Origin of the sequence: Streptomyces sp. NPDC048383, assembly GCF_040651775.1 — a bacterium.
Taxonomy (GTDB): domain Bacteria; phylum Actinomycetota; class Actinomycetes; order Streptomycetales; family Streptomycetaceae; genus Streptomyces.
The window spans coordinates 59740-82944 of sequence record NZ_JBEZKS010000027.1; the positions used below are offsets into that span (position 1 = coordinate 59740).

The 23205-nt window shown below is 74.3% G+C and carries 17 protein-coding genes and 3 pseudogenes; 12 read left to right on the top strand and 8 right to left on the bottom strand.

Annotated elements, in window-relative coordinates; translation table 11 throughout:
• Positions 1–223: 223 nt before the first annotated feature.
• The 3 genes from AB0D46_RS19855 to AB0D46_RS19865 all read left to right on the top strand — a co-directional run bounded on the left by AB0D46_RS19855 (position 224) and on the right by AB0D46_RS19865 (position 3648).
• Positions 224–1528 (top strand): MFS transporter, encoded by a 1305-nt coding sequence (locus tag AB0D46_RS19855; protein ID WP_362879054.1) that lies wholly within the window; start codon positions 224–226, stop codon positions 1526–1528.
• A 96-nt stretch (positions 1529–1624) separates the two neighbouring features.
• Positions 1625–2746: a choice-of-anchor A family protein gene (locus AB0D46_RS19860; protein ID WP_362879056.1), complete on the top strand. Its 1122-nt coding sequence runs from the start codon at positions 1625–1627 to the stop codon at positions 2744–2746.
• Between the two features lie 158 nt (positions 2747–2904).
• On the top strand, positions 2905–3648 hold the full coding sequence (locus tag AB0D46_RS19865) for a peptidoglycan-binding domain-containing protein (protein ID WP_362879058.1): 744 nt from the start codon (positions 2905–2907) through the stop codon (positions 3646–3648).
• A 234-nt stretch (positions 3649–3882) separates the two neighbouring features.
• Here AB0D46_RS19865 and AB0D46_RS19870 read toward each other — a convergent pair whose 3' ends face one another.
• Both AB0D46_RS19870 and AB0D46_RS19875 read right to left on the bottom strand, forming a co-directional pair.
• Positions 3883–4533 (bottom strand): HAD family hydrolase, encoded by a 651-nt coding sequence (locus AB0D46_RS19870; protein WP_362879060.1) that lies wholly within the window; start codon positions 4531–4533, stop codon positions 3883–3885.
• Between the two features lie 88 nt (positions 4534–4621).
• Positions 4622–5365, bottom strand: a complete 744-nt coding sequence (locus AB0D46_RS19875) for an SDR family oxidoreductase (RefSeq protein ID WP_362879061.1) — start codon at positions 5363–5365, stop codon at positions 4622–4624.
• 224 nt (positions 5366–5589) lie between these two features.
• Between AB0D46_RS19875 and AB0D46_RS19880 the strand changes: the two genes are divergently transcribed.
• The gene (locus tag AB0D46_RS19880) at positions 5590–6666 is read left to right on the top strand and encodes an RNA ligase (ATP) (protein WP_362879063.1); all 1077 of its coding nucleotides are present in this window, start codon (positions 5590–5592) and stop codon (positions 6664–6666) included.
• Positions 6667–6710: 44 nt separating this feature from the next.
• Here AB0D46_RS19880 and AB0D46_RS19885 read toward each other — a convergent pair whose 3' ends face one another.
• Positions 6711–7571, bottom strand: a complete 861-nt coding sequence (locus AB0D46_RS19885) for a sugar nucleotide-binding protein (RefSeq protein WP_362879064.1) — start codon at positions 7569–7571, stop codon at positions 6711–6713.
• Between the two features lie 384 nt (positions 7572–7955).
• Here AB0D46_RS19885 and AB0D46_RS19890 point away from each other — a divergent pair, with 384 nt between their 5' ends.
• The gene (locus AB0D46_RS19890; RefSeq protein ID WP_362879066.1) at positions 7956–9920 is read left to right on the top strand and encodes an ATP-binding cassette domain-containing protein; all 1965 of its coding nucleotides are present in this window, start codon (positions 7956–7958) and stop codon (positions 9918–9920) included.
• An 88-nt stretch (positions 9921–10008) separates the two neighbouring features.
• Here AB0D46_RS19890 and AB0D46_RS19895 read toward each other — a convergent pair whose 3' ends face one another.
• On the bottom strand, positions 10009–10797 hold the full coding sequence (locus tag AB0D46_RS19895) for an SDR family oxidoreductase (protein WP_362879068.1): 789 nt from the start codon (positions 10795–10797) through the stop codon (positions 10009–10011).
• A 166-nt stretch (positions 10798–10963) separates the two neighbouring features.
• On the bottom strand, positions 10964–11566 hold the full coding sequence (locus AB0D46_RS19900) for a TetR/AcrR family transcriptional regulator (RefSeq protein WP_362879070.1): 603 nt from the start codon (positions 11564–11566) through the stop codon (positions 10964–10966).
• Positions 11567–11691: 125 nt separating this feature from the next.
• Here AB0D46_RS19900 and AB0D46_RS19905 point away from each other — a divergent pair, with 125 nt between their 5' ends.
• The 3 genes and pseudogenes from AB0D46_RS19905 to AB0D46_RS19915 all read left to right on the top strand — a co-directional run bounded on the left by AB0D46_RS19905 (position 11692) and on the right by AB0D46_RS19915 (position 15967).
• Positions 11692–12480, top strand: coding sequence for an SDR family oxidoreductase (locus tag AB0D46_RS19905; RefSeq protein ID WP_362879072.1), 789 nt, complete (start codon positions 11692–11694; stop codon positions 12478–12480).
• 387 nt (positions 12481–12867) lie between these two features.
• Positions 12868–15063, top strand: a complete 2196-nt coding sequence (locus tag AB0D46_RS19910) for a GAF domain-containing SpoIIE family protein phosphatase (protein ID WP_362879101.1) — start codon at positions 12868–12870, stop codon at positions 15061–15063.
• Between the two features lie 146 nt (positions 15064–15209).
• Positions 15210–15967, top strand: a pseudogene (locus AB0D46_RS19915) (LysR family transcriptional regulator).
• Positions 15968–16059: 92 nt separating this feature from the next.
• Here AB0D46_RS19915 and AB0D46_RS19920 read toward each other — a convergent pair.
• Entirely contained in the window at positions 16060–17883 is a 1824-nt protein-coding gene (locus AB0D46_RS19920) for a CocE/NonD family hydrolase C-terminal non-catalytic domain-containing protein (RefSeq protein ID WP_362879074.1), read from the bottom strand.
• Positions 17884–18569: 686 nt separating this feature from the next.
• On the opposite strand from AB0D46_RS19920, the gene AB0D46_RS19925 reads away from it, so the two are divergent.
• The gene (locus AB0D46_RS19925; protein ID WP_362879076.1) at positions 18570–19376 is read left to right on the top strand and encodes a LacI family DNA-binding transcriptional regulator; all 807 of its coding nucleotides are present in this window, start codon (positions 18570–18572) and stop codon (positions 19374–19376) included.
• Positions 19377–19541: 165 nt separating this feature from the next.
• On the opposite strand, the gene AB0D46_RS19930 is transcribed toward AB0D46_RS19925, so the two are convergent.
• Positions 19542–20924, bottom strand: coding sequence for an ROK family transcriptional regulator (locus AB0D46_RS19930; protein WP_362879078.1), 1383 nt, complete (start codon positions 20922–20924; stop codon positions 19542–19544).
• 198 nt (positions 20925–21122) lie between these two features.
• Here AB0D46_RS19930 and AB0D46_RS19935 point away from each other — a divergent pair.
• The 3 genes and pseudogenes from AB0D46_RS19935 to AB0D46_RS19945 all read left to right on the top strand — a co-directional run.
• A pseudogene (locus AB0D46_RS19935) lies at positions 21123–21293 on the top strand (sugar ABC transporter permease); the annotation flags it as partial.
• An 87-nt stretch (positions 21294–21380) separates the two neighbouring features.
• Positions 21381–21593, top strand: a pseudogene (locus tag AB0D46_RS19940) (hypothetical protein); the annotation flags it as partial.
• 41 nt (positions 21594–21634) lie between these two features.
• Positions 21635–22552, top strand: coding sequence for an NADP-dependent oxidoreductase (locus AB0D46_RS19945; RefSeq protein WP_362879102.1), 918 nt, complete (start codon positions 21635–21637; stop codon positions 22550–22552).
• A 128-nt stretch (positions 22553–22680) separates the two neighbouring features.
• Here the strand turns inward: AB0D46_RS19945 and AB0D46_RS19950 are convergent, their stop codons facing one another.
• Positions 22681–22917 (bottom strand): discoidin domain-containing protein, encoded by a 237-nt coding sequence (locus AB0D46_RS19950; protein WP_362879080.1) that lies wholly within the window; start codon positions 22915–22917, stop codon positions 22681–22683.
• Between the last annotated feature and the right edge of the window lie 288 nt (positions 22918–23205).

Genomic DNA, 23205 nt, shown 5'->3' on the forward strand with positions numbered 1-23205 from the left:
GGACCCCGATTCAGGCGTCCGCCCCGGCCCGGATGCGGGCCTCCTTGCTGGTGAGGCCGACTCCGGTTCCCGCCTGGACGCCGACGCCGACCGTGACGCCGACGCCGACCGTGACAGCGACCGTGGCCCCGGCTGCCGCACTGGTCCGGATGCGGGCTCCGGCCCTGATCGCGGCGCCGGCGTGGGTGCCGGCGGGGTCGGGGGAGCGAAGGGGTGGGCGGCCGTGGCGGCCGTTTCCCTAGGGATCTTCGGACTGATCACTTCCGAGTTGCTGCCCGTCGGCCTCCTCACGCCCGTCGGGGACGCGCTCGGGGTGTCCGACGGGACCGCCGGACTGATGGTCACCGTCCCCGGACTCGTCGCCGGCTTCTGCGCCCCGCTCGTCACCGTCGGCGCCGCCCGCGTCGACCGACGGCACGTACTGTGCCTGCTCATCGCCCTGATGGCCGTCGCCAACCTGGTCGCCGCCGTCGCGTCGAACTTCGCCGCGGTGCTGGCCGCCCGGGTGCTCGTCGGCGTCAGCGTCGGCGGATTCTGGGCCGTGGCGGGCGGACTCGCCGTCCGGCTGGTTCCCGCCCGTCACGTCGGCCGGGCCATGGCCGTGATCTTCGGCGGCGTCCCCACCGCCTCGGTGCTCGGGGTGCCCGCCGGGACCCTGCTCGGCGAACTCGGCGGCTGGCGCACGGCCTTCGCGTCCGTCGGGGCACTCGGCGTCGTCACCCTCACCGCCCTGCTCCTCCTGCTGCCCGCGCTGCCGCCGACCCGGCCCGTCGCCCTGGCCGAACTGCCCGCCCTGCTCCGCCGCAACCGCGGCGTCCGCGCCGGGGTCGTCGTCACCTTCCTCCTGGTCACCGGGCAGTTCGCCGCCTACACCTTCGTCACCCCGGTGCTGCGGGACATCTCCGGCGTCGCGCCGGGCTCCGTCAGTACCCTGCTCCTCGGTTACGGGGTCGCGGGGGTCGCCGGGAACTTCCTGGTCGGTCCGCGCGATCCACGTCGTACCCTGCTCGTCGTCAGCGCCACCCTGACCGTCGTCCTCACGCTGATCGCCCTGCTGCCCGGAGCCGCCGTCGGAACGGGCCTGTTGCTCGTCTGGGGCCTCGTGTACGGCGGGGTCTCCGTGAGCCTCCAGGGCTGGATGACCAAGGCCGCGCCACAAGCGTCCGAGGCGGCCTCCTCCCTGATGGTGGCCATGTTCAACTTCGCCATCGCGGCGGGCGCGCTCGCCGGCGGCCTCGCGGTGGACGGCGTCTCCGTCGCCGCCGCCCCGCTGACAGGGGCGGCCCTCATGTTGCTCGCGGCCCTCACCGTGGCGGCGGCCTGCCGCTACCCGGCGGCCCCCGTGGCCGAGGTCCCCGACCACCGGCTCGGGGCAGCGGCCGATACGGTGCGCGAGCGGCCCGGCAAGGCCTCGCCGGCCGACCGTCGAGGAACCCCGTCGGCCTCGGGCAACTGCGCGTCCGGGGGGCCGAATCGGGGCGCTGACGGCAGGTGGCGGAGTCGGGCCCGTCCCCCACACAACGGATGAAACGGGTGGATCGGGCATCCGGCTTGACCGGAGTGGTCCCGGAGGGAAAGAGTCCGATCAAGAACCGCCGTAAGGGCTGACCCGGAGATACTCCAGATGTCGATATCCGTCCGTGCCACACTCACCTCCACCCTCCTCGGCGGCTCCCTCGTCCTCGCTCCGACCGGTGCGCGGGCGGCCACCCCCTCGGACGGGACCGGTCGGGCGGTCCGGGCGGGCGCCCCGTGCCCCGATGTGCTCGGAGCGGCCCGATTCCACGCCCAGTTGATCGAGGACCGCGCCATCGGTCCGGCCCGAGGCCCCTCGCCCGCCGAGTTCACCGCCCTGCGGAAGACCTCGGCAGCGCTGGCCGCGGTGCGCTCCGACGCGGTCGGTCCGAGCCCGCACGGCGGACACCTGCGGCTGACCGGAACGGACGCGCGGTACAACGTCTTCTCGCTCCCAACCGCCGAGTTGGAGAAGACCCGGAAGGTCCACCTCGACGTCCCGGAGGGTGCGGTCACGGTGGTCAACGTCACCGGGGCGACGTACGACCAGGGCGCGACGGGCACCGGCGGCTTCCTCTTCCTGGACGAGAGCGCGGACGCGGCGGGGGAAGCGGAAGCCGACACCGACGCCGGGGCCGACCGCGGGACGGATCCGGTCCGGTCGAGGTTGCTGTGGAACTTCCCCGCTGCCACGAAGATCGTCAAGCGCGGTGCCAACCCCTGGCCGGGTACCGTCCTCGCCCCCCTTGCCGCCGTCGACCTGGGCAAGGGCGGCCCGCTCGAGGGCGGCCTCATCGCCCGCTCGCTCAGCGGCAACGGTTCCGCCGAGACGCGCCACCACCCCTTCACGGGCTGCCTGCCCACCGCCCCCGGCCCCGCCCCCGACGGCGGCGGAAACCGCGCCCGGGTGGAGTCCGGCCAGCCGCGCCCGCCGACCGGCACGCCCACGCCCACGCCCACACCCACGCCCACCGCCGCGCCCGTCCCCGCGCCCCGCGCCACGGTCGCCGCCTCCGACGCGCCGACGGGCCCCGCTCCCGCGGCCCCGACCGGCACCCGGGACCGGGGCCCCTCCGCGGTCCCGGCGACCGGAGCCGCCGGCCCGGGCGGCGCCGACGGTGGTCTCGCGCTGACCGGCGCGGGCAAGGCGGTGCCCCTCGCCATCGGCGGAGCCGCGGTACTGGCCGCCGGTGCGGCCATGGTCCTGGTCGCCCGGCGGCGCAGGGCCTGACCGGCCGGACGGGGGTCGGTACCGCACCGCCGCGCCGACCCCCGTCCTCCTTCTCCTTCGTTCCCCTTTCCCCCGCCGCCGGGGCAGCCGCCCGGGCCACACCCGCGGCCGGCCCCCGTCGGCACGTCGGCAAGACGCCCCCTAGTCCGGAGACCAGCGTGTCGCACCACACCGAGGAGAGCGGGATCGTTCCCGACGACCGTCTCCTCGTCCGCCCGTACGTCACCCCGCCCGCGCACCCGGCCCCCTTCACGACCCCCGCCTGGCCGCTCGGCCCGTCGGCGGCTCCGGTACGGGCGCCGGCCCCGGCGGGCGCTCCGGTGGCGCAGGCGTCCCCCGTCGAGGGGCGGCGCGGGAGCCGGCGACCGCTGATGGTGCTGGCGCTGCTCGCGCTGGCCGCCGCGGGCACCCTGGTCGTGCTGCTCCGTTCCCCCGAACCGGAGCCCGCGCGGGCCGTCCCGCCGCCGGAGCTGTCCGTACCCGTACTGCCGGCCCGCAGCCCGGGTACCGACGACACCCCCGCGCCGCACACCTCCGCCGGGACCGCCCCCTCCGGCTCCGCGTCCGGAACCCCCGCCCCCGCACCCGCCACCACCCCGGCCGGATCCCCGACGCCGACGCCCCCCGCGCCGCCGCCCACCCCCACGGCGCCCCCGACGGCGCCCCTCCCCGCCGTGAAGCCGACGCCCGCGACCCAGGGCACCCTGCGCCCGGGCGACCGCGGGGCCGAGGTGCGGAACCTTCAGGAACGGCTCCACGGGCAGGGGTTCACGTACGTCTCGACGACCGGCGTCTACGACGCCCGGACCGAACGCGGCGTGGCCCAGTTGCAGCGGGACCGCAGCATCAAGGGCGACCCGTACGGCGTCTACGGCCCGGCGACCCGCGCGGCCTTCGGCTGACCGCCGCCGGCCGCCGGTCCTACGCGGTCGGTGCGGGCGCTCCGGTGCCGCACGGGGCGTGGTGGTGCGGCGTCGACAGGGCGCCGGCGATGGGGTGGGGCTGCGGGACGCCCCCAGGGTCCCGCTCGTTCCACCGCTCCCGGTGCATCGCCCCCCGCTCACGCGCCGAGCGCCGCCGCCCCCGACGGGCGCCCGACCGGCGCGGTGACCGGCGGTCGCCCGGCGACGCGGTGGTCACCGCCCAGCGAGGAGGCCCGGCAGGTCGCGCATGTCGTCGAAGACGATGGTGTCGGGGCCTTCGAGCTGCTCGGGCGCGGTCAGCCCGCCGGCGTAGCCGAAGGAGCGCATGCCCGCGGCGCGGGCCGCCAGGACGCCCGGCCGGCTGTCCTCGACGACCACGCACGCGGCGGGGTCGACGCCCATCCGCTGCGCCGCGTAGAGGAACAGGTCCGGGGCCGGCTTGCCGCGGGACACCTCCGAGGCGCTGTGGATGCGCCCCGCGAACCGGTCGTGGAGGCCGGTGCGGCCCAACGTGTGGCGCATCTTCTCGTGGGAGCCGCTGGAGGCGACGCACATCGGCAGGGTGATCGCGTCGAGCGCCTCGGGCAACCCCTCGACGGGGGACAACGCCGTGTCCACGGCCTCCCGGTGGAGCTGTTCGAACCGGTCCCACCACAGGACGGAGGTCTCCTCACCGAGCCGTGCGGCGACCTGCTCGCGGATGGACACACCGGAACGGCCGATGAACCGGTCGATGACCTCGTCCTCGGTCAGCGGCCAGCCGAGCTCCGCTCCGAGAGCGACCTGGACGCGTACGGCGATGCGTTCGCTGTCCACCAGAACGCCGTCGCAGTCGAATATCACGAGTTCAATGGGCTTGATCATTCCCGCAGCATAGGGCGGCCCGATCACCCCGAACCGGGGGCCCCGCACCGGGGCCCCGGGCGGCCGGTCGCAGGTCATCGCCCGCCGGTCATCTGCCGCCGGCCACCCGCAGGACGGCGCCCGTCGTGTACGAGGCGTCCGCGGACAGCAGCCAGGCGACGGCCCCGGCGATCTCGTCGGGCCGCCCGGCCCGGCCCAACGGGATCCCGGCGGCGGCCCGGGCGGGACGGTCGGGGTCGCCCATGGTCGCGTGCATGTCGGTCTCGATGATGCCCGGCGACACCGCGTTGACCCGGATCCCGTCCGGGCCCAGTTCCTTGGACAGGCCGATGGTGAGGGTGTCGACGGCGGCCTTGGTCGCCGCGTAGTGGACGTAGTCGCCGGGGCCGCCCAAGGTCGCCGCCGCCGAGGACACGTTCACGATGGCCCCGCCGCCGCCCTCCGCCATGTCCCGGGCGGCCCGGCGGCAGCAGAGCAGGTACCCGAGGAGGTTGACCTCCACCACGCGCCGCAGGTCCTCCGTCCGGGCGTCCACGAGACGACCCAACGGCCCGGTCACCCCGGCGTTGTTCACCAGGCCGGTGACCGAACCCAGTTCGGCACCCGCGATGTCGAAGAGCCGCTCCACGGCGCACTCCTCGGAGACGTCCCCGCGCACCGTCACGCACCGCACCCCCACCGCTCGTACGCGCTCGGCCGTGGCCTGCGCCGCGGCCTCGTCGCGGGCGTACCCGAGCACCAGATCGTGGCCCTCGCTCGCGAGCCGTAGGCAGGTCGCCGCACCGATGCCGCGGCTGCCTCCGGTGACGACCGTGACGGGACGACGTGTCATGCGAACCTCCTGAGTGAACCGTGCGGAGCCACGAGCCCGGGCGCGCGGCGCAGGCTAACACCCGGATATCCGCTGGACCAGCGGGAATGGCGGCGTGGAGAGTGGTGCGGCGGGGCGGGCGGAGCACGATCCCGACGCGCTTGCACCGGGCCGCCCGCGCGCACCATCCCGACCCGCCTCGCCCCGCCCCGACCCGATCCGACCCGGAACCGAGGAGTCGTCCCATGTCCACGCTGCGCGTCACCGTCGAAGAGCTGACCGTCCACGACCATCCGAACGCCGATGCGCTGGAACTGGCCCAAGTGGGCCTCTACCGTGCCGTCGTCGCCAAGGGCGCCTACCGCACAGGTGACTTCGCGCTCTACATACCCGAACAGGCGGTGCTCCCGGCCGAGTTGATAGAAGAGCTGGGCTTGACCGGGCGGCTCGCCGGGAGCTCCGCCGACCGGGTCAAGGCGGTGCGGTTGCGCGGCGAACTCTCGCAGGGGCTGGTCTGCCGGCCCCGGGTGCTGGCCGGCGTGGACCTCCCGGCGGCCGCGAAGGAGGGCACCGACTTCGCCGAGCTGCTGGGCATCGTCAAATGGTCGCCGCCCGTCCCCACGACGATGGACGGCGACGTGGACGCGGCCCCCGACCTGCTCCCGTGGGTGGACATCGAGAACCTCCAGCGCTACCCGCAGCTCTTCGAGCCGGGCGAGACCGTGGTCCTGACCGAGAAACTCCACGGCACGGCCTGCCTGTTGACGTACGTCGTCGAGGGGGAGCGGGTCATCGTGTCCTCCAAAGGCTTCGGCTCGAAGGGGCTCGCGCTGAGGGAGGACGAGCGCAACCTGTACTGGCGTGCCGTACGCGGCCACGGCGTGCCGGAGGTCGCGGCCCGGCTGGCCGAACGGTTGGGTGCGAGCCGGGTCGGCGTCTTCGCGGAGGTCTACGGCACCGGCGTACAGGACCTGCCGTACGGGGCCCGGGGCAACGCCGCGGACGCGCCGCCCGGCTACGCCGTGTACGACGTGTCGGCGGAGATCGACGGGCAGGTGCGCTGGCTGGATCCGGCCCGGGTACTGGAGGAGGGTGAACTACCGCTGGTCCCACGGCTCTTCGAAGGCCCCTACGCCCGGGAGACCGTGCTCGCGTTTGCCTCCGGCCGGGAGACGGTCTCGGGCCGCGACCTGCACCTGCGCGAGGGAGTCGTCGTCCGCCCGGTCCCGGAGCGCTACAGCCCGGTGGTCGGCGGCCGAGCCATGGCGAAGGCGATCAGCCCCGCCTACCTGACCCGTAAGGGCGGCACGGAGTTCGAGTGAGCCGCGGCGGCGCGGTCACCCGCCGCCGCGACGCGGCGAGTGCGTCAGGTCGCTCCCGAGGGCGCCGGGCTCCTCTCGCCCGGGTCCGCGTGGAGGAAGTCGCGGGCGCCGCGGATGCGGGTGCGCAGCAGGGCCTGGGTCGCGCGGCTGTCGAGGCGGACGTCGAGGGCCCCCGGCAGTGACGTGTCCGCCCGTCGACCAGCGGGCACCCGGGCCACGTCGAGCCCGTCACGCCGGGCAATGAGCACGCCGAGGTCGTGGCGACTCAGCGCGTCCGGCCCGGCGACGTGGAACGTGCCCGTCAGGTCGGACAGGGCGATCTCCCACAGGGCCCCGGCCAGGTCTTCGACGTGCACCGGACAACGGACGTCGTCGGTGAACAGGACCCCGTCGCGGGCGCCGGCCACCAGGGCGTGGACGGTCCGTTCGTGCTCCGAACGGCCGTGCCCGATGATCAGCGAGGTACGGACGACCGCGGCCTCCGGGGACAGCACCCGGACCGCCGTCTCGGCTGCGGCCTTCGCCGCCCCGTACGGGGTGAGGGGAGTGGGCCGGCAGGTTTCGTCGTAGTGGACGCGCGCGCCGGAGAACACGGCGTCGCTGGAGACGTGCAGCAGACGACACCCCGCGTCGGCGGCGGCGAGCGCCACGCGCACCGCGCCGTCGGCGGTGACCGCCCAATCGGCTTGACCGCTCGACGCGTTGATCACGACGGACGGAACGATGTCCGCGATGACCGAGGCGACCCGCGACGGGTCGCGCAGGTCGAGAGGGTGCCAGGCGACCCCCGCGGCCGTGCGGGGACGCGACGCGAAGGTCGCGGCCGTCTCGTGCCCGGCCCCGACGGCCTGGCGGACGAGTTCGGTGCCCAGAAAACCACTGCCGCCCAGGATCAGAACCGTCATGGGCCGACACGGTAGCCAACGCGAAACCCCGCCGGGGGGTGGTCGGCCGCATCCGATCCGCCGACGGCCGGCGCCCCGGCGCCGCGTCGCAAGTGGTTTCCGGAAGGCGGACCCCCGTAGCGGTCGGTTCCGGCCAACCTCCCGAGTCGGGCGGCCCGGCAGCACGGCGGGGTCCGGACGTGATCAGCGGCGGCGCCAAGGGGGTCGTCGCGGCGAGGTCGGCCAGATCCCGCTGCTCCGGCCGCCGGCCTGCGCTGTACTCACTCCTCCAGTTCCCGCGACCGCGCAGCCGCCCTTCCACGCCACCGTGGACCCGGGCTTTCCCCGCATGCCCGCGGCCGCCCGAACCGGGCTCCATCGCACGCCAGTTGAAGGAGATCGGGCATGTCCGAGCAGCAGGCCGCGCAAGCGAATTCGGCCGTACCACCCCAGCCGGTACCACCCGCCCCCGCACCCCCGGCGCCCGCCCCCGCACCCCCGGCGCCCGAGACCGCCGCGCCCGTCGCCCCCGCCCCGCCGGAGTTCACGTACACCTGGGGCCGGCACAGCGGCACCATGGAGGCGCTGTCGCTCGGGCAGATGGCCCGCCGCGTGCCGTCCGCCCTGCGACAGACCGCGCGGCTCGCGCTCGCCGTCAACCGCACCGCGTTCCACGTCCTCGTCGCCGCCCAGATCCTCGGCGGGATCTGTACGGCGGCGGCCCTCGCCGCGATCTCCCGGGCGATGGCCCCGCTCCTGACCGGCGCCGGCGTCCAGGAACGGATCTCGGCCGCCGCCTGGCCGCTGGTCGTCGCGGCCGCGATGACCGCGCTCGGCGCCCTGGCCTCCATCACCGCCGGCAGCGCCGCCCGCCGCCTCAACCCCGGCATGGCCACCCTCGCCGACCTCGCCATGGTCGACGCCCACATGGACGTCGAACTCGCCGCCTACGACGCCCCCGACTTCACCGAGCGCTCCGAGGCCGCCGAGACCGGATCCGCCCGCTCCGCCATGCTGCTCCAGGACGCGCTCGGCTTCACCGGGGGCCTGATCGACATGGTCGCCGTCGCGTCCGTCCTCGCCGTCGTCCATCCCGTGCTGTTGCCGCTGCTCCTGCTGTCCGTGGTGCCCCGCGGTCTCGGCTCGGTGCACGCCGCCCGGCTCGACTACCGCCTCCACAACCAGACCATCGCCTCCCGCAACATCAAGCACATGATGCGCTGGCACCTGACCACCCCGAAGCTCGCCGACGAGCTGCGCGGCAACGGCATGCGGCCGTACGCCCACCACTGGTACGCGGCCGTCTGCGAACGCATCGACTCCAGGATGGTCGCCTCCGCACCCCGCTACCTCACGGTGTACCTGGTCGCCGCCGCCGCGTCCGGGGTGTTCGTCGTCGCCACGTACGGGGCCCTCGCCGGGCTCGTCGTCGGCGGGTACATGGCGATCGCGGCGGCCGGCACGGCGATCGTCGCCATGCGCACCTCCACCGCGGCGCTCTCCCAACTCGTCGTCTACGGGGCGGCCATGTTCCAGCACGCCCTCTACCTGGGCGACTACACCTCCTTCGTGAAGGAGGCCGCCGAGAAGTCCGGCCCGCGCGGACCGCGGGTCATGGCGAACGCCCCGGAGGAGATCCGGCTCGAAGAGGCCACCTACACCTATCCGGGCAAGGACAGGCCCGCACTCGGCCCGGTCAGCCTCACCCTGTCGCGCGGTGAGGTCGTCGCCGTCATCGGGGAGAACGGCGCCGGGAAGTCCACCCTGATCCGGCTGCTGACCTCGCTGACGGCGCCGACGTCCGGTCGGGTCGCCTGGGACGGCGTCCCGACCTCGGAGGCCGACCAGCGCACCGCCTGGCAGCACGTCGGTCTCGTCACCCAGTCGTACGGGCACTGGCCCTTCTCCGCCCGGGAGAACATCACGCTCGGCCGCCCCGACCCGCGCGGCGAGGAAGCCGTCTGGGACGCCCTGGACGCCGTCGGCATGCGCGCCCACGTCGAGGAGTTCCCCGACGGCCTCGACACCCTGCTGGCCCGCTCGCTGTGGGGCGGCCACGAACCCTCCGGCGGGCAGTGGCAACGCCTCGCCTGCGGCCGGGCGTTCCACCGCAGGCCCGGTCTGCTGGTCATGGACGAGCCGACCTCGGCGATGGACCCGCGCGGTGAGCACATGGTCTTCTCGGGCCTGCACGACATGAAGGACGACCGGATCACCGTGATCGTCACCCACCGCATGGAGAACTGTCGGCTCGCCGACCGGATCGTCGTCCTGGACGCCGGTCGGATCGCGGAGCAGGGCACCTATGAGGAACTCGTACGCCGGGACGGCTCCTTCGCGGAGCTCGTACGCCTCTCCCAGGACCGGTAGCCGGCCGGGGTTCGGGGGGTCCTCGGAGCGGGCGAGCCCGCCCGTCCCGAGGTGCCCCGCCCGTACGGGTTCCCGTGCCGGGCCGCCGCTACGGCAGGATCGAGTCCACGTACCCACCGTCGACCCGCAGTGCGCCGCCCGTGGTGGCCGACGCGTACGGGGAGGCGAGGTAGACCACCATGTGGGCGATCTCCTCCGGCTCGATCAGGCGCTGGATCAGCGACTGCGGCCGGTGCAGGCGCATGAACGCGCGCTGGGCCTCCTCCCAGGGGAGGTCCCGGTCGACCAGCTCGTACACGAAGTCCTCGACGCCGCCGGTGTGCGTCGGGCCCGCGATGACGGAGTTGACGGTCACCCCCGTGCCGACGGCCTCCTTGGCGAATCCGCGCGCCACGGCGAGCAGGGCCGTCTTGGACATCCCGTAGTGGATCATCTCGGCCGGGATGACCACGGCCGAGTCGCTGGCGATGTTCTGGACGCGCCCCCAACCCCGTTCGATCATGCCCGGCAGGTAGTGGCGGGTCATGCGGACGGCCGTCAGGACGTTCACGTCGAAGTAGCGCCGCCACTCCTCGTCGGGGATCTCCAGCGCGGGCCGCGCGCCGAAGATCCCGAGGTTGTTGACGAGGATGTCGACGTCCGGCGCCGTTTCGAAGACGGCCCGGGCCCCCTCCTCCGTCGAGATGTCACCCGGGGCGGCGACGAACTCCCCGCCCCGCTCGGCAAGGCGTGCCACCGCCTCGTCCACGGACTTCCGGCTGCGGCCGTTGACCGCCACCCGGGCGCCCGCGCCGGCCAGTCCGGACGCGATGGCCGCGCCGATTCCCTGCGTCGATCCGGTGACCAGTGCGGTCCTGCCGGAGAGGTCGATGAGCACGCCTGTACCTGCCTTGCCTTGCCTGCGGTGGTGCGCGATCGCGCGCGCGGTGGGGCCTGCCGGTGTGCGGTTTTCGGTGCCGCACTCCCGTACCGACTTCCCCGCAGTGCCGGATTCATCACCTCTGCGACGATCCGTCCGGGGGGTAACGCGTGCGCGCTCCCGCTCAGGCGGCCGGCCGCAAGCCCGTCAGGAGGACGTCCAGGGCCAGGTCCGTCGCCTCGGACAGCGGGGTGTCGTCCAGGAGGGCGGCGACGGCGAGCGTCGCCAGCCCGTGCACGGTCGAGAACGCGACCTGGGCGAGCCGGACGGGATCTCCGGTGCGGACCGCTCCCGCCCGCTGCCCCTCCTCCAGGAGCCGGGCGACGATCAGCAGGCTCTCCCGGCCCAGCTCCCGGAGTTCCGCACTGGAGCCGTCGGCGTGCTTGACGGTGAACATCAGGTCCAGCAGCGCCGTGTGCCCGACGGCGAAGTCCACGTAGGCGCGGCCCAGTTCGGCCATGCGCGCACCGATCGGGCGGGGTGCGCCGGAGTCGGCCGCCGAGTTCATCCGCGCGTTGAGGGTGGTGAAACCGCTGACGGCGAGCGCGTCCATGAGGGCCTGGCGGTCGCGGAAGTGCCGGGAGGGCGCCGCATGGCTCACGCCGAGGTCGCGGGCCAGACCGCGCAGGCTGAGGCCCTCCGCTCCGGACTCGGTGAGGACGATCTCCGCCCGCTCCAGCAGGGCGGCCCTGAGGTTGCCGTGGTGGTACGACCCGTCGACGGCCAAGACGGTCTCCTCTCCCGGTGGGGTGTGCGCCCCGATGAGTCAATGTTGTCATTGACTACAATGGTGGCGATGCCTACATTGATTATGGCGCACCTCTTCCACGCACCGGAACCGGAGAAACCGACATGTCGATGACCTACAGGGGAACGGTGGCCCTCGTCACCGGGGCGAGCGCGGGACTCGGTGTCGAGTTCGCGCGCCAATGGGCGGAGCGCGGCGCGGACCTGGTACTGGTCGCCCGGCGCCTGGACCGGCTCGAAGAACTCGCGCGGGACCTGGAGAAGCGTTACGGCATCCGGGCCACGCCCATCGCCGCGGACCTGGCCCTGCCCGGCGCGGGCGCTGCCCTGCACGCGGAGCTCGAAGGCCGCGGCATCCGGGTCCACACGCTGATAAACAACGCCGGCTTCGGCAGTCACGGCGCCCTCCTGGAACAGGACCCGGCGCAGGTCGACCGCATGATCCAACTGAACGTCGCCGCGGTGGCCGGCCTGACCCGCGCCTTCCTGCCCGATCTGGTCGCCGACGGCCGGGGCGCCCTGATCACCCTCGCCAGCGTCGCGGCCTACCAGCCGACCCCGGCGATGGCGGTCTACGGAGCGACGAAGGCGTTCGTGCTCAGCTTCACCGAAGCCGTCGCGTACGAGACCCGCCGGTCCCCCCTGCGCGTCCTCGCCGTGTCCCCGGGGCCGACGAGCACCGAGTTCTTCGACGTCGTCGGCAGCCGGGACGCCATGGTGGGCAAGGTCGCCACGGCCGAGCAGGTCGTCACCACCGCCCGCCGCGCCCTGGAGCGCGGCACGACCCCGCCGAGCGTGGTCGCGGGCCTCGGCAACCGGCTGTCCGCCCTGGCTTCCGGGCTCGCACCCCGCCGCCTCGCCCTGACGGTCGCGGGACGCGCCCTGAAGGCCTGAGCCGGGGAAGCCGGCCGAAGGGCTGCCGGTCCGGGCCCAGGGGCCCGGTCCCGCCCGCGTGGGGAGCGGCCCGCGCTTCCGGCACACCGACCGGCCCCGCCCCGGCGGAGCGGCCCGAGCGCTTCCGGACCCGCGTGGGGAGCGGCCCGAGCGCTTCCGGCACACCGACCGGCCTCGCCCCGGCGGTGCGGCCCGAGCGCTTCCGGCACACCGACCGGCCCCGCCCCGGCGGAGCGGCCCGAGCGCTTCCGGCACACCGACCCGGAGATCGTGGGAGACCATGGAAGGGTGCCGGAAAAGCCTGCCGGCCGCGACGATCCGGCGGCCGGGCGACCACTGGAGACGGCCCTGGACGCCGTGGTCCGCGCCACGCGCGCGTCCACCGGCATGCTCTACCTGGCCGAACCCACCGGACGGGTCCTCCACCTCGCCCTGACCTGCGGAGTCGCCCGCGACTTCGCGGCCCCCTGGTCACGGGTATGGCTCGACGACCGGATCCCCGTCGCCGACGCGGCCCGCGACGGGCGCCTCGTATGGCTCGGCGGACGCGAGGAAACGGCCCGCCGCTACCCCCGCCTCGCCCTCGTCCTGCCGTACGCCTTCACCCTCGCGGCGGCCCCGATCCCTACGGCACCGATCCCGACGGCGCCGATCCGGTCCGGGCCGCTCCCGGTCGCCCAGACGCCGGGACAGGCCGCACCCGAGCCGGGCCCGCCGGAGCCGGGCCCGCCCGAGCCGCCGCCGACCGTGGAGGCGCCCGCCCCGGCCGGCCTGGTGCTGCTGTGGCCCGGTTCGCACCCGCCTCTCCTCGCCCCCGCCGAGCGGGACGCCATCGACGCCGGTTGCCGGAGCATCGCGCGGGTACTGCGGGATGCCGCCGAAGCCGGGCGTCCGATCACCGCCGCCGCCCAGCCCGTGATCATGAAGCCGCCGCCCCCGCCCACCCCCGGGCCCGTGGAGGCGGCGGCCGGACTGGCCTTCGTACGCCGCCTCCCCGGCGGCAGCTGCGCCCTCGACCTCAACGGGAAGATCACCTTCCTCACCACCGAGGCCGCCGCCCTGCTCGGCGCTCCGGCTGCCGACCTCATCGGAGCCCTGCCCTGGGAGGCGCTGCCCTGGATGGACACCCCGGTGATCGAGGACCACTACCGGGCCGCCGTCATCAGCCGCATGCCCCGTACCTTCCTCGCCGTACGCCCACCCGGCCGGACCCTGCGCTTCGAGCTGTACCCGGACGGCTCGGGGATCAGCGTCCGCATCACCGCCGCCGACGCCGAGGGGGCGCACGCCCCGGACGCCGCCGCCGACGGGGGACCGCACCTGCCGAGCCGCGCCACGGCCCTCTACCAATTGATGCACCTGGCCGCCACCCTCACCGAGGCGGCGCACGCCCAGGACGTCGTCGACCAAGCCGCCGACCAGCTCGTTCCCGCCCTCGGCGCCGAGGCCATGGCGCTGCTCGTCGTCGACGAGCAGCGGCTGCGCATCGTCGGCCACCGCGGCTACACCGCCGAACTGATGGCTCGCTTCGACGGCGAACCCATGGCCTCCGGTAGGGCGACCACCCGCGTCCTGCACACCGGCAGCGCCCTCTTCTACGCCACCCCCGACGAACTGCTGGCCGCGTACCCGGCCGCGCCCATCGAGGACGGCATGTCCGCCTGGGCCTTCCTCCCGCTGATCGCCTCGGGCCGCCCCGTGGGCTCGCTCGTCCTCGCCTACCAGCACCCGCACCCCTTCGTCCCGGGGGAACGCGCCGTCCTCACCGCGCTCGCCGGCCTGATCGCCCAAGCCCTGGACCGGGCGCGGCTCTACGACTCCACGCGCCGGCTCGCCCGCAGCCTGCAGACCAACCTGCTGCCGCACACCCTGCCCCGCGTCCCCGGGCTGGACGTGGCCGCCCGCTACCTGCCCGCCGCCCACGGCCTCGACGTCGGCGGGGACTTCTACGACCTGATCCGCATCGACGGCACCACCGTGGCCGCCACCATCGGGGACGTCCAGGGGCACAACGTGAACGCCGCCGCGCTGATGGGACAGGTCCGCACCGCCGTCCACGCGACCGCCGGGGCGCCCCCCGGGGAGGTCCTCGCCCGCACCAACCGGCTCCTCACCGACCTCGACCCCGGACTGTTCACGAGCTGCCTGTACGTCCAGATCGACCTCGCCCGCCACACGGCCTGCCTCGCCACCGCCGGCCACCCGCCGCCGCTCCTCCAACACCCCACCGGGCCTGCCCGGACCCTGGACCTGCGCCCGGGCCTCCTCCTCGGCATCGATCCCGACGCGGTCTACGACAGCACCGAGATCCCGTTCCCGCCCGGCACGCTCCTGGCGCTCTACACAGACGGCCTGGTCGAAACCCCTGGACGCGACCTCGACGTCTGCGTCCGCGAAGCCGCGGCCCATCTCACCCAGGATCACTCGGTCGGCGCGCTGGCCGAAGCGCTCGTCGCCCACGCCCAACACACGGCCCCGCGCACCGACGACATCGCCCTGCTGCTGCTCCGGCGCGCGGAAACGGCGCCGGCGACGGGGGCGGGGGCGGGGGCGGGGACGGGGAAGGAGGCGGACGCGGGGTAGGCGGGCGGCGTACGGATCGTCGGCCGTCCCTGCTCGCCCCGCCGTTCCCCGTACCCCGCTCCCCATTCCCCGCTCCCCGGTCCCGGGTTCGCGGCGACGGCAGCGCGTCCCACTCGGCTCACGGAAGGACACGGAAGGACACGGACATGAGGATCACGGTCATCGGCGGTACCGGACTGATCGGCTCGCAACTCGTCACCAGGCTCCGTACGGCCGGACACGACGTGGTGCCGGCCTTCCCGTCGACCGGCGTCGCCCTGCTCACCGGCACCGGCCTCGACGAGGCCCTCGACGGCGCGGATACGGTCGTGAGACGGCGCGGACACGGTCGTGAACGTCAGCGACTCCCCACCTTCGACGAGGCCTCCGCGGCCTTCTTCCGCACCACCGTGGGGAACCTGCCGGCGGCCGGCGAGGCGCGGGCGTCCGCCACCAGGTGGTCCTGTCCATCGTCGGCGGCGACCGGGTGCCGCAACTGGACTACTACCGTGCGAAGACCCTCCAGGAGGAGCTGCTGCGCGGCGGCCCCGCCCCCCACTCGATCGTGCGCGCCACCCAGTTCTTCGAGTTCATGGACGCGGTCATGTCCTGGACCGCCGACGACCGGACCGTACGGTTGCCCGCCACCCCCGTGCAGCCCGTCGCGACGGCCGACGTGGTCACGGCCCTCGCCGAGGTCACCACGGCCCCGCCGCTGAACGGTGTCCTCGACGTCGCCGGCCCCGACGTCTTCGCCCTCGACGAACTCGGCCGCCTCACCCTCGCGGCCCGACAGGACGACCGTACGGTCGTCACCGACGCGCAGGCAGGCATGTTCGCCGTCGTCGAGGGCGACGTGCTCACCGCCGGTCCCGACGCCCGCCCGGCCCCGACCCGCTACGAGGACTGGCTGCGCACGGGCTGAAACGCCGAAATGCCGGCGACGCCGCAACGCCGACCGGGTCGGCGCTGCGGCAAGGTGACCGGTCGCGGTGCCCCGGTCCCGGGCCCCCGGTATCAGCCCAGGGGCAGGACCAGGTGGGCGGGGTCGCCCCCGCCGGAGGTGATCGTGGTGGTGCTGCCGTCGACGCCGGCGTCGGAGTAGAGGGGGTCCTTGCCGGTGATGACGAGCATGAGTCGGTGGTCCGCCGCCACGTCGTAGCCCGCGGCCTGGAGCCGCCAGGAGACGTCCCGCTCCTGGTCGGCCGTCAGGTCCAGCAGGCTGAGTGGTTCGTGCGTGATGATGCGGGCGGTGTCGTCGGGGGCGAGGTCGAAGAGGAGGGCGACCAAGGTCGCGGAACCGGCCGAGCTGCGGACGGTCAGGGAGAGTTCGGGAACGCCGCGGATCCGACGGGCGGATTCGAGGGGCGCGCTGGTCCAGGCGGCGAGGTGGCGACGGTCGAACTTGCCGGTGGGGTACGTCTTCGGGTTGCCCTTCCACTCGGCCTGACCGGTGGTGATGGGGGCGTCGACCGCCACGGCCTCGGTGAGCTGTCCCGCGGCGAACTCCCGCTGCCAGCCGCTCTCCGGCTCCGGGCCGAGTCCGCCGTCGCGACCGCCCGGGGCGGCGGCGGTCAGGTACCAGCGTTCGGTCGAGAGGGTGACATCCGCCCAGGAAGGCTTCGTCTCGCGGACGGCGGGCTCGGTGATCACGTCCTTGCCGGTCTCCGGGTCGGCCCGGGTGCCGTACGTGAACATGATCTGGGTGCTGACCGCGGACCAGTCGGGTACCCCGTTGTCCGCTCCCAGCAGGTGGTGGTCGAGCCAGGCGAACGCCTCCTCGACGGGTACGTTCGGGCCGCTGAACGGGGCGGTCAGACCGGCGCCCTCGGGGGCGGCGTGGTCGCCGATCCACAGGTTCAGCCGCTTGGGCACGGTCAGGCGGTCGAAGTGCTCGATGACCTGGTTGGCGGGGAAGAGCGTCTCGTGCCAGGTGTTGGAGAAGAACGTGGGGACGCCGCGCGCGTTGGTCGCCCCGACGTAGGTCGCCGGGGCCCGCTCCGTGCCCCATGCGGCCACTTCGTCGAGGTGGTGCCCGTTGTCGAAGTCCGCGAGGATCTGCTGCGTCGCCGCGTCGAACTTGCGCTCCACCGGCCCGCCGGTGAAGCCGACCAGGGCCTTCACCGCTGCCAGGTGCCGGGTGTCGTTCTGGTAGAGGCTGCTCGCGAGGTTGCCCCAGGTGCTGAGCGCGACGACCGCCCCGACGCGTCCGGCCGGGTCGTGCGCCGCGACGAGCTGACTGATGCCGGAGCCGTACGACTCGCCGAGGAACGCGATCGTGCTCGGTTCGAAGTACCGCTCGGCGTAGTCGATGACGCTGGACCCGTCCGCCCAGTCCGCCGGGCCGGCGACGTCGATCGTGCCTTCGGAGGTGAACGGACCGTCGACGTAGCCGCCGCCCGGAAGGGCCACCGTCGTGCCGATGCCGCGCGGGGTGTAGGCCAGCACGTGGTAGCCGCGGAGCGCCAGTTGGAGATGTGCGTACTCGAACAGGGCCCAGCCCAAGGGGGTCCAGCCCGCGGGCACGATCACCACGGGCCGGGGCTCCGTGGTGTGGAGCTTGATGGTGTGGGCGGAGAGCCGCACTCCGTCCAGGGCGGACGTGATCCGGGGGAAACCGATGGTCGCCCTTTGCCGCACCCGTTCGGTCAGTTGCTGGAGGTCGGGAGGCAACAGGGCTGTCCGGGCGGAGCCGTTGAGCGTGGCGACCAGCGCCTCGGCCAGGTTGGCGGCGGCCGGGTTGAGCGCGGTGGGGGAGGCGTAGACGCCGTCCTGGACGACGCGGTGCACGTGTGCTGCGGTAACCGCGCTGAGCGCGCCGTCCTCCTGCGGATGGCTCACGAAAACGTCCTCTCGTCGTGCCGGGCCGGCGCCGGGGTGGTCCGGCGGTGTGGTGGCTCGGCGGTGTGGTGGTCCGGCGATCCGGTGGTTCGCATCGTTCCAGCGCGGAAGGGTGCGCCGGCAGCACTTAACTCGACATACCCGATGGTTCCGGAATCAACTGGTTATCACCCTGACGGGTGGTTTGGGTTCGATGCGATACCGCTTCTCGCAGAAGGTGGTCAGCTATGTGAACTCGTGGGTCGGAGTCGGTCGAAAGCATCCGAAAGCGACAGGCTTGGAATCACCGGTGATCGGTGATCGATGAGCGGTGGTCGGCGCCCCGGTCGGCGTTCGGCCGGTTCTCGGCGGGTCCTCGGCGGGTTCTCGGCCCGGGCGGGTGGTGATCGTCGAACACCCCTTGCCCTCCTGCCCGTTGGCAGCGGAACCGGGTGGTTGGGATCATCTGGGAGAGCGCTCTGCCACCTGCGGCGACCCCGAGCGGCGCCGCCGCCTGTTGCGGGAGAGTGCCGCCGCGAGCTTCGTGCTGCTGGAGAACCGGGCCGGCGGGTGGCCGCTCGACGCCGCCGCGCTCGGCAGCCTCGCCGTGGTCGGGGTGCACGCACCCTCCTGGCAGGGCGCAGCGCCGGCGATCTCCCGCTGCGGGCGGGGCTCGACGCCTGACCCCGGACGGCTACAGTGCGGCCATGGACACAGGGGGTCGCAGGGGAGCGGGAACCGGGACGGCCCCCACGCTGGAGGACGTGGCCCGCGCGGCGGGCGTCTCCCGGGCGACGGTGTCCCGCGTGGTCAACGGCGTCCGCAACGTCGACCCGGGCATCCGGGAGGCGGTCCGACGGGCCGTCACCGAAAAGGGGTACGTCCCGAACCGGGCGACCCGCTCACTCGTCACGCGACGCTCGGGCGTGGTCGCCCTGGTGGTCTCCGGGGCGGGCACGGACGCCGCGACGGACGCGGACGTGCAACTGGACATGGAGGCGGACCCGGACGGCGCGGCCGAGGACGCGGCGCCCGGGTTCTTCCAGGATCCGTTCTTCGGACGGGTGGTCACCGGCGTGGTACGCGCCCTGCGGCCGGGCGGGGTGTACCCGGTACTGATGTTCGCCGACTCGGCGCGGGACCGCGCGCAGGTCGTGTCGTACCTGGGGGAGGGCGGCGCGGACGGCGGGGGCGAGCGGGCGATGCGCCGCCTGCTGGCCGGACGGCCCGACCTGGACGGGGTGTTCGCGGCGAACGACCTGATGGCCCGGGGCGCCTGCCTGGTGCTGCGCGAGCACGGGCGCCGGGTCCCGCAGGACGTGGCCGTGGTCGGCTTCGACGATTCGAGCGCGGCCGCGGCGGGCCGGCCGCGGCTGACGACGGTGCGCCAGCCGGTGGAGGACATGGCGGCGGAAATGGTTCGTCTGCTCCTCGACCGCGTCACGGGTGACGGCCCCCCGGAACCGACCGAAGTCCTCTTCACCCCGACCCTGGTGATCCGCGCCTCCACCTGACCCGAGCGCCCCCACCCCTGCGCCCCTCGCCGCATCCCCGACGGCCCGCACCGCGGCCGACCTCGTACGGATACGCCGGCCGCGCGGGCGGGGCCGTTCCGCCGGTGCCGGGTCCCGGGGTGCCCGTCGCGCCGCTTCGTCGCGTGCGCGCCCGGCCGCGACGTGTCAACCCCGGGCCCGGTGCGTTCCGCCGCGGACTTCCAGGGCGGTCTGCCAGCCCGGCTGTTCGGCCGGGGGTTCCGGAAGGGCGCGGCGGCCGCCCGCCGCGAAGAACGCCGACAGCGGGAGCGTCGCCGCGCCCACCGTGACCGCGTCCGGGCCCAGGGAACCCAGGTCGATCGAGACCCGTGCGGCGGGGTGCCGCAGCGAGTAGCGCGTGGCGTGTTCCCGGACCGCCGGCAGGATGCGCGGGCCCAGCAGCAGGCCGGCCCAGCCACCGATCAGGATCCGCTCCGGCCGGAACAGGTTGATCACGTCCGACAGGCCGGCGCCGAGGTACTCCGCCGTCTCCTCCAACACGGCCAGGGCGAGCGCGTCCCCCGCGACCGCAGCGTCGAGCAGCGCCGACAGCGCCTCTTCCTCGTCGGCCTCGTCCACCTCGCCGAAGCGGCCGGTCCCGGTCACCGTGGTCCCGTCGGCACCGCCGTCCCGAGCCACCCCACCGCCCCCGCCGATCCCACCGACCCCGACCACCCCGCCGCCGCGTTCCGTCCAGCGGGCCAGGACCGATTCCGCCCCGGCGTACGCCTCCAGGCAGCCCCGCGCCCCGCAGCGGCAGCGCCGGCCGCCCACCGACACCGTCAGGTGGCCCCACTCCAGGGCGGTGCCCGAGCCGTCCGTGATCAGGCTCGCGCCGACGCCCGACCCGAAGAGGACCACGACGGCCTCCCGCGCGCCCCGACCCGCCCCGAACCACATCTCCGCCTGACCGAGCGTCCGCGCACCGTTGTCGATGAGGTACGGGACCTCCTCCGGCACGGCCTTCGTCGCGCGGAGCAGCGCCTCCAACGGCACCGCGTCCCAGCCGATGGTCTGGCCGTGGACCACCGTCCCACCGGGTGCCTCGCGGTCGACGATCCCGGGGACGCCGACGCCGACGCCCAGCAGTCGCTCGGTGCCCACCCCGGCCTCGGCGAGGACGGTGGCGATGCCGGTCCTTACGTGGTCCACGATCGGGCCGACGTCGTAACATCCGCGCGGCAGCAACGGCAGCTCCGTGCGCGCGAGTTCGGTGAGGGTGAGGTCGAACAGCTCGACCCGGACCCGGGTTTCGCCGACGTCCACCCCGATCATGTGCGCGCTGCCGGGGGCCACCCGCAACAGGGTGCGCGGCCGGCCGCCGTCGGAATCGACGATCCCGGCCTCCTCCAGCAGCCCGTCCGCGACGAGTTCACCGACGACGTTGCTGACCGATCCGGAACTCAGCCCGGTCGCGGGCCCCAGTTCCTGCCGGCTCATCGGCCCGCCGAAGTACAACCGCTGCAGCACGGCGCTGCGGTTGCCGCGCCGCAGGTCCCGCACCGTACGTCCGCTACGCCCCGTGGTCATCTGGCCCCTTCCGCCGTGACATGGTTCGCAACATACCTCTGCGCGACCCCTTGACGCGACCGCTCCCCGAGGCTTAACTCACGACTTAAATAAAAGCCTGGACGCAACAGGTGCCGGCGGGGTGCCGGGCGGACGACACCGGAGCCCCGCTCACCGGCCTCCCCACGACCCTGCCGAAACGGGCCGATCCGCCACGCAAAGTCCGCCCCCGAGGCCGCCGACCTGATCTCCCTCCACATCCACCAGTCCAGCTTCCTCACCTGGAACTTCGGCACCGGCTCGGCCATGTCCGTCCTCCTGCTGCTCTTCCTGCTGCTGGGCACCGCCGTGTACCTGCTGGTCACTTCGCACGGCCGGAGGAAATCCGATGCCTGGAGCCCACCCGCCGGCAGCAGCGATCCAGCCCGCCCCCGCCCCCGCCCCCGCACCGGCCGCGACCCGCCCAACTTCGAATGGGCCTACGGCTACGACGAGCGCTTCGGCCTGGTCCACGTCGACTGCCCGACCCAGCGGCGCACCGTGAAGTCCAGCGGCCGCCGCTACGCGGAGCGGCCCACCGGGCCCTGTGACCCCCGTGCTTCCGCGCCGCGCCGCGCCGTGCCCGCCCCGCCTGCCGGGGCGGGCACGGCCTTTCGTGGTGGGATGCGGAAGGGACCCCCACACCGGTAAGCGGAGAGGCGAGGCGCATGTCCGACCACGGCCAGGACACCATGCGGGCGATGACGTACGAGACGTACGGCGGCACGGAGGTGCTCACCGAGACCCGGCTGCCGGTCCCCAAGGTCGGCCCCGGCGAGGTCCTCGTCCGGGTCCGCTGCGCGTCGGTCAACCCGGTCGACTGGAAGATCATGTCAGGCGGCCTCGACGCCCTGATGGACGTCGTCCACCCCGTCGTCCCCGGCTGGGACGTCGCCGGCACCGTCGAGCGCGTCGGCATCGACACCCCCGAGTTCGCGGCGGGCGACGAGGTCATGGCCTACGCCCGCAAGGACTGGGTGCACGGCGGTACCTTCGCCGAGTTCGTCACCGTGCCCGTACGCGCCCTCGCGTCGAAGCCCACCTCCCTGACCTGGCAGCAGGCCGCGGGCCTGCCGCTGGCCGGGCTCACCGCCTTCCAACTGCTGACCCGCCTCGGCACCCGCGAGGGCGACACCGTCCTCATCCACGGAGCCGCCGGCGGCGTCGGCTCCCTCGGCGTGCAGATCGCCCGCGCGCTCGGCGCCCGCGTCATCGGCACCGCCTCCCCCCGCAACCACGACCGACTGCGCGAGCTGGGCTGCGAGCCCGTCGCGTACGGGGACGGCCTCGCCGACCGGGTCCGCGGCCTCGCCCCCGACGGGGTCGACGTCGTCGCGGACTTCGTCGGCGGCGTCCTCGACGTCACCCGCGTCGTCCTCGCCGACGACGGCCGGCACGCCTCCATCGCCGACCAGACGGTCGTCGGCGCCGGCGGCCAGTGGATGTGGGTGCGCCCAGTCGGCTCCGACCTCGCCGCCCTCGGCCGGCTCGCCGACGAGGGCCGCCTCACGGTCACCGTCGCCGAGACCTTCCCGCTCTCCGAACTCGCGGCCGCCTTCGCCCTCAGCCAGGACGGCCACACCGCCGGGAAGATCGTCATCGAAGTCTGAGCCCCGTCGCCCACCCGCGGCTGCCGCCCCACCCACCGCCCCACCAACCGCCCCACGCACCGTCCCGACGCACGACCGCGCGCCGCCCGGCAGGCATCGGGCGACGCGCAGGGTGTGCGGGGCGGCGGTCAGGCGTGGACGCCGAAGTGGAACAGCGAGTACCCGTAGCCCGAGCCGCGTTCGGTCAGCTCCAGCCGCACCCAGCGCTTCCCGTACGCGGACCCCCACACCAACCGCGCGTGACGCAGCTGCCGCACCGAGCCCAGGTCCACCTGGAGCCACTGCGGATCGGCCCAGGTGCCGGCCCACCGGGTGTCCGTACGGCGGTCCGTGGCCAACTGCGGGGTGCAGGGCAGCCGCCCCACCCGTCGTTCTGATGGGTCCAGGCGGTCGTCGGCCGGCCGCGGGCCACGTCCGGGCCCGCCACCGGCGGCGGCACCACCCGAACCGACCGCTGCTCGACGCCCACGTTGCCCCGCCCGTCCGTCACCCTGACGTACGGCTTCCACACCCCGGTCCGCGCCGGAGCCGTGGCCTTCAGCGTGCCGCCGCCGAGGTGGGTGGACCGTACGGAGACCAGCCCGCCGCCACCGTCCACGTGCGTGCCGCCCCACGGCCCCTCGTACGCGAGCGGGTCGCCCCGGGGTCCGTCG

Excerpts from the sequence above, each read along its gene's own strand:
- AB0D46_RS19860 (WP_362879056.1), top strand. The coding sequence starts at position 1,625 with ATGTCGATATCCGTCCGTGCCACACTCACCTCCACCCTCCTCGGCGGC.
- AB0D46_RS19870 (WP_362879060.1), bottom strand. The coding sequence starts at position 4,533 with ATGATCAAGCCCATTGAACTCGTGATATTCGACTGCGACGGCGTTCTG.
- AB0D46_RS19875 (WP_362879061.1), bottom strand. The coding sequence starts at position 5,365 with ATGACACGTCGTCCCGTCACGGTCGTCACCGGAGGCAGCCGCGGCATC.
- AB0D46_RS19880 (WP_362879063.1), top strand. The coding sequence starts at position 5,590 with ATGTCCACGCTGCGCGTCACCGTCGAAGAGCTGACCGTCCACGACCAT.
- AB0D46_RS19885 (WP_362879064.1), bottom strand. The coding sequence starts at position 7,571 with ATGACGGTTCTGATCCTGGGCGGCAGTGGTTTTCTGGGCACCGAACTC.
- AB0D46_RS19890 (WP_362879066.1), top strand. The coding sequence starts at position 7,956 with ATGTCCGAGCAGCAGGCCGCGCAAGCGAATTCGGCCGTACCACCCCAG.
- AB0D46_RS19905 (WP_362879072.1), top strand. The coding sequence starts at position 11,692 with ATGTCGATGACCTACAGGGGAACGGTGGCCCTCGTCACCGGGGCGAGC.
- AB0D46_RS19910 (WP_362879101.1), top strand. The coding sequence starts at position 12,868 with ATGCTCTACCTGGCCGAACCCACCGGACGGGTCCTCCACCTCGCCCTG.
- AB0D46_RS19925 (WP_362879076.1), top strand. The coding sequence starts at position 18,570 with ATGGACACAGGGGGTCGCAGGGGAGCGGGAACCGGGACGGCCCCCACG.
- AB0D46_RS19930 (WP_362879078.1), bottom strand. The coding sequence starts at position 20,924 with ATGACCACGGGGCGTAGCGGACGTACGGTGCGGGACCTGCGGCGCGGC.
- AB0D46_RS19945 (WP_362879102.1), top strand. The coding sequence starts at position 21,635 with ATGCGGGCGATGACGTACGAGACGTACGGCGGCACGGAGGTGCTCACC.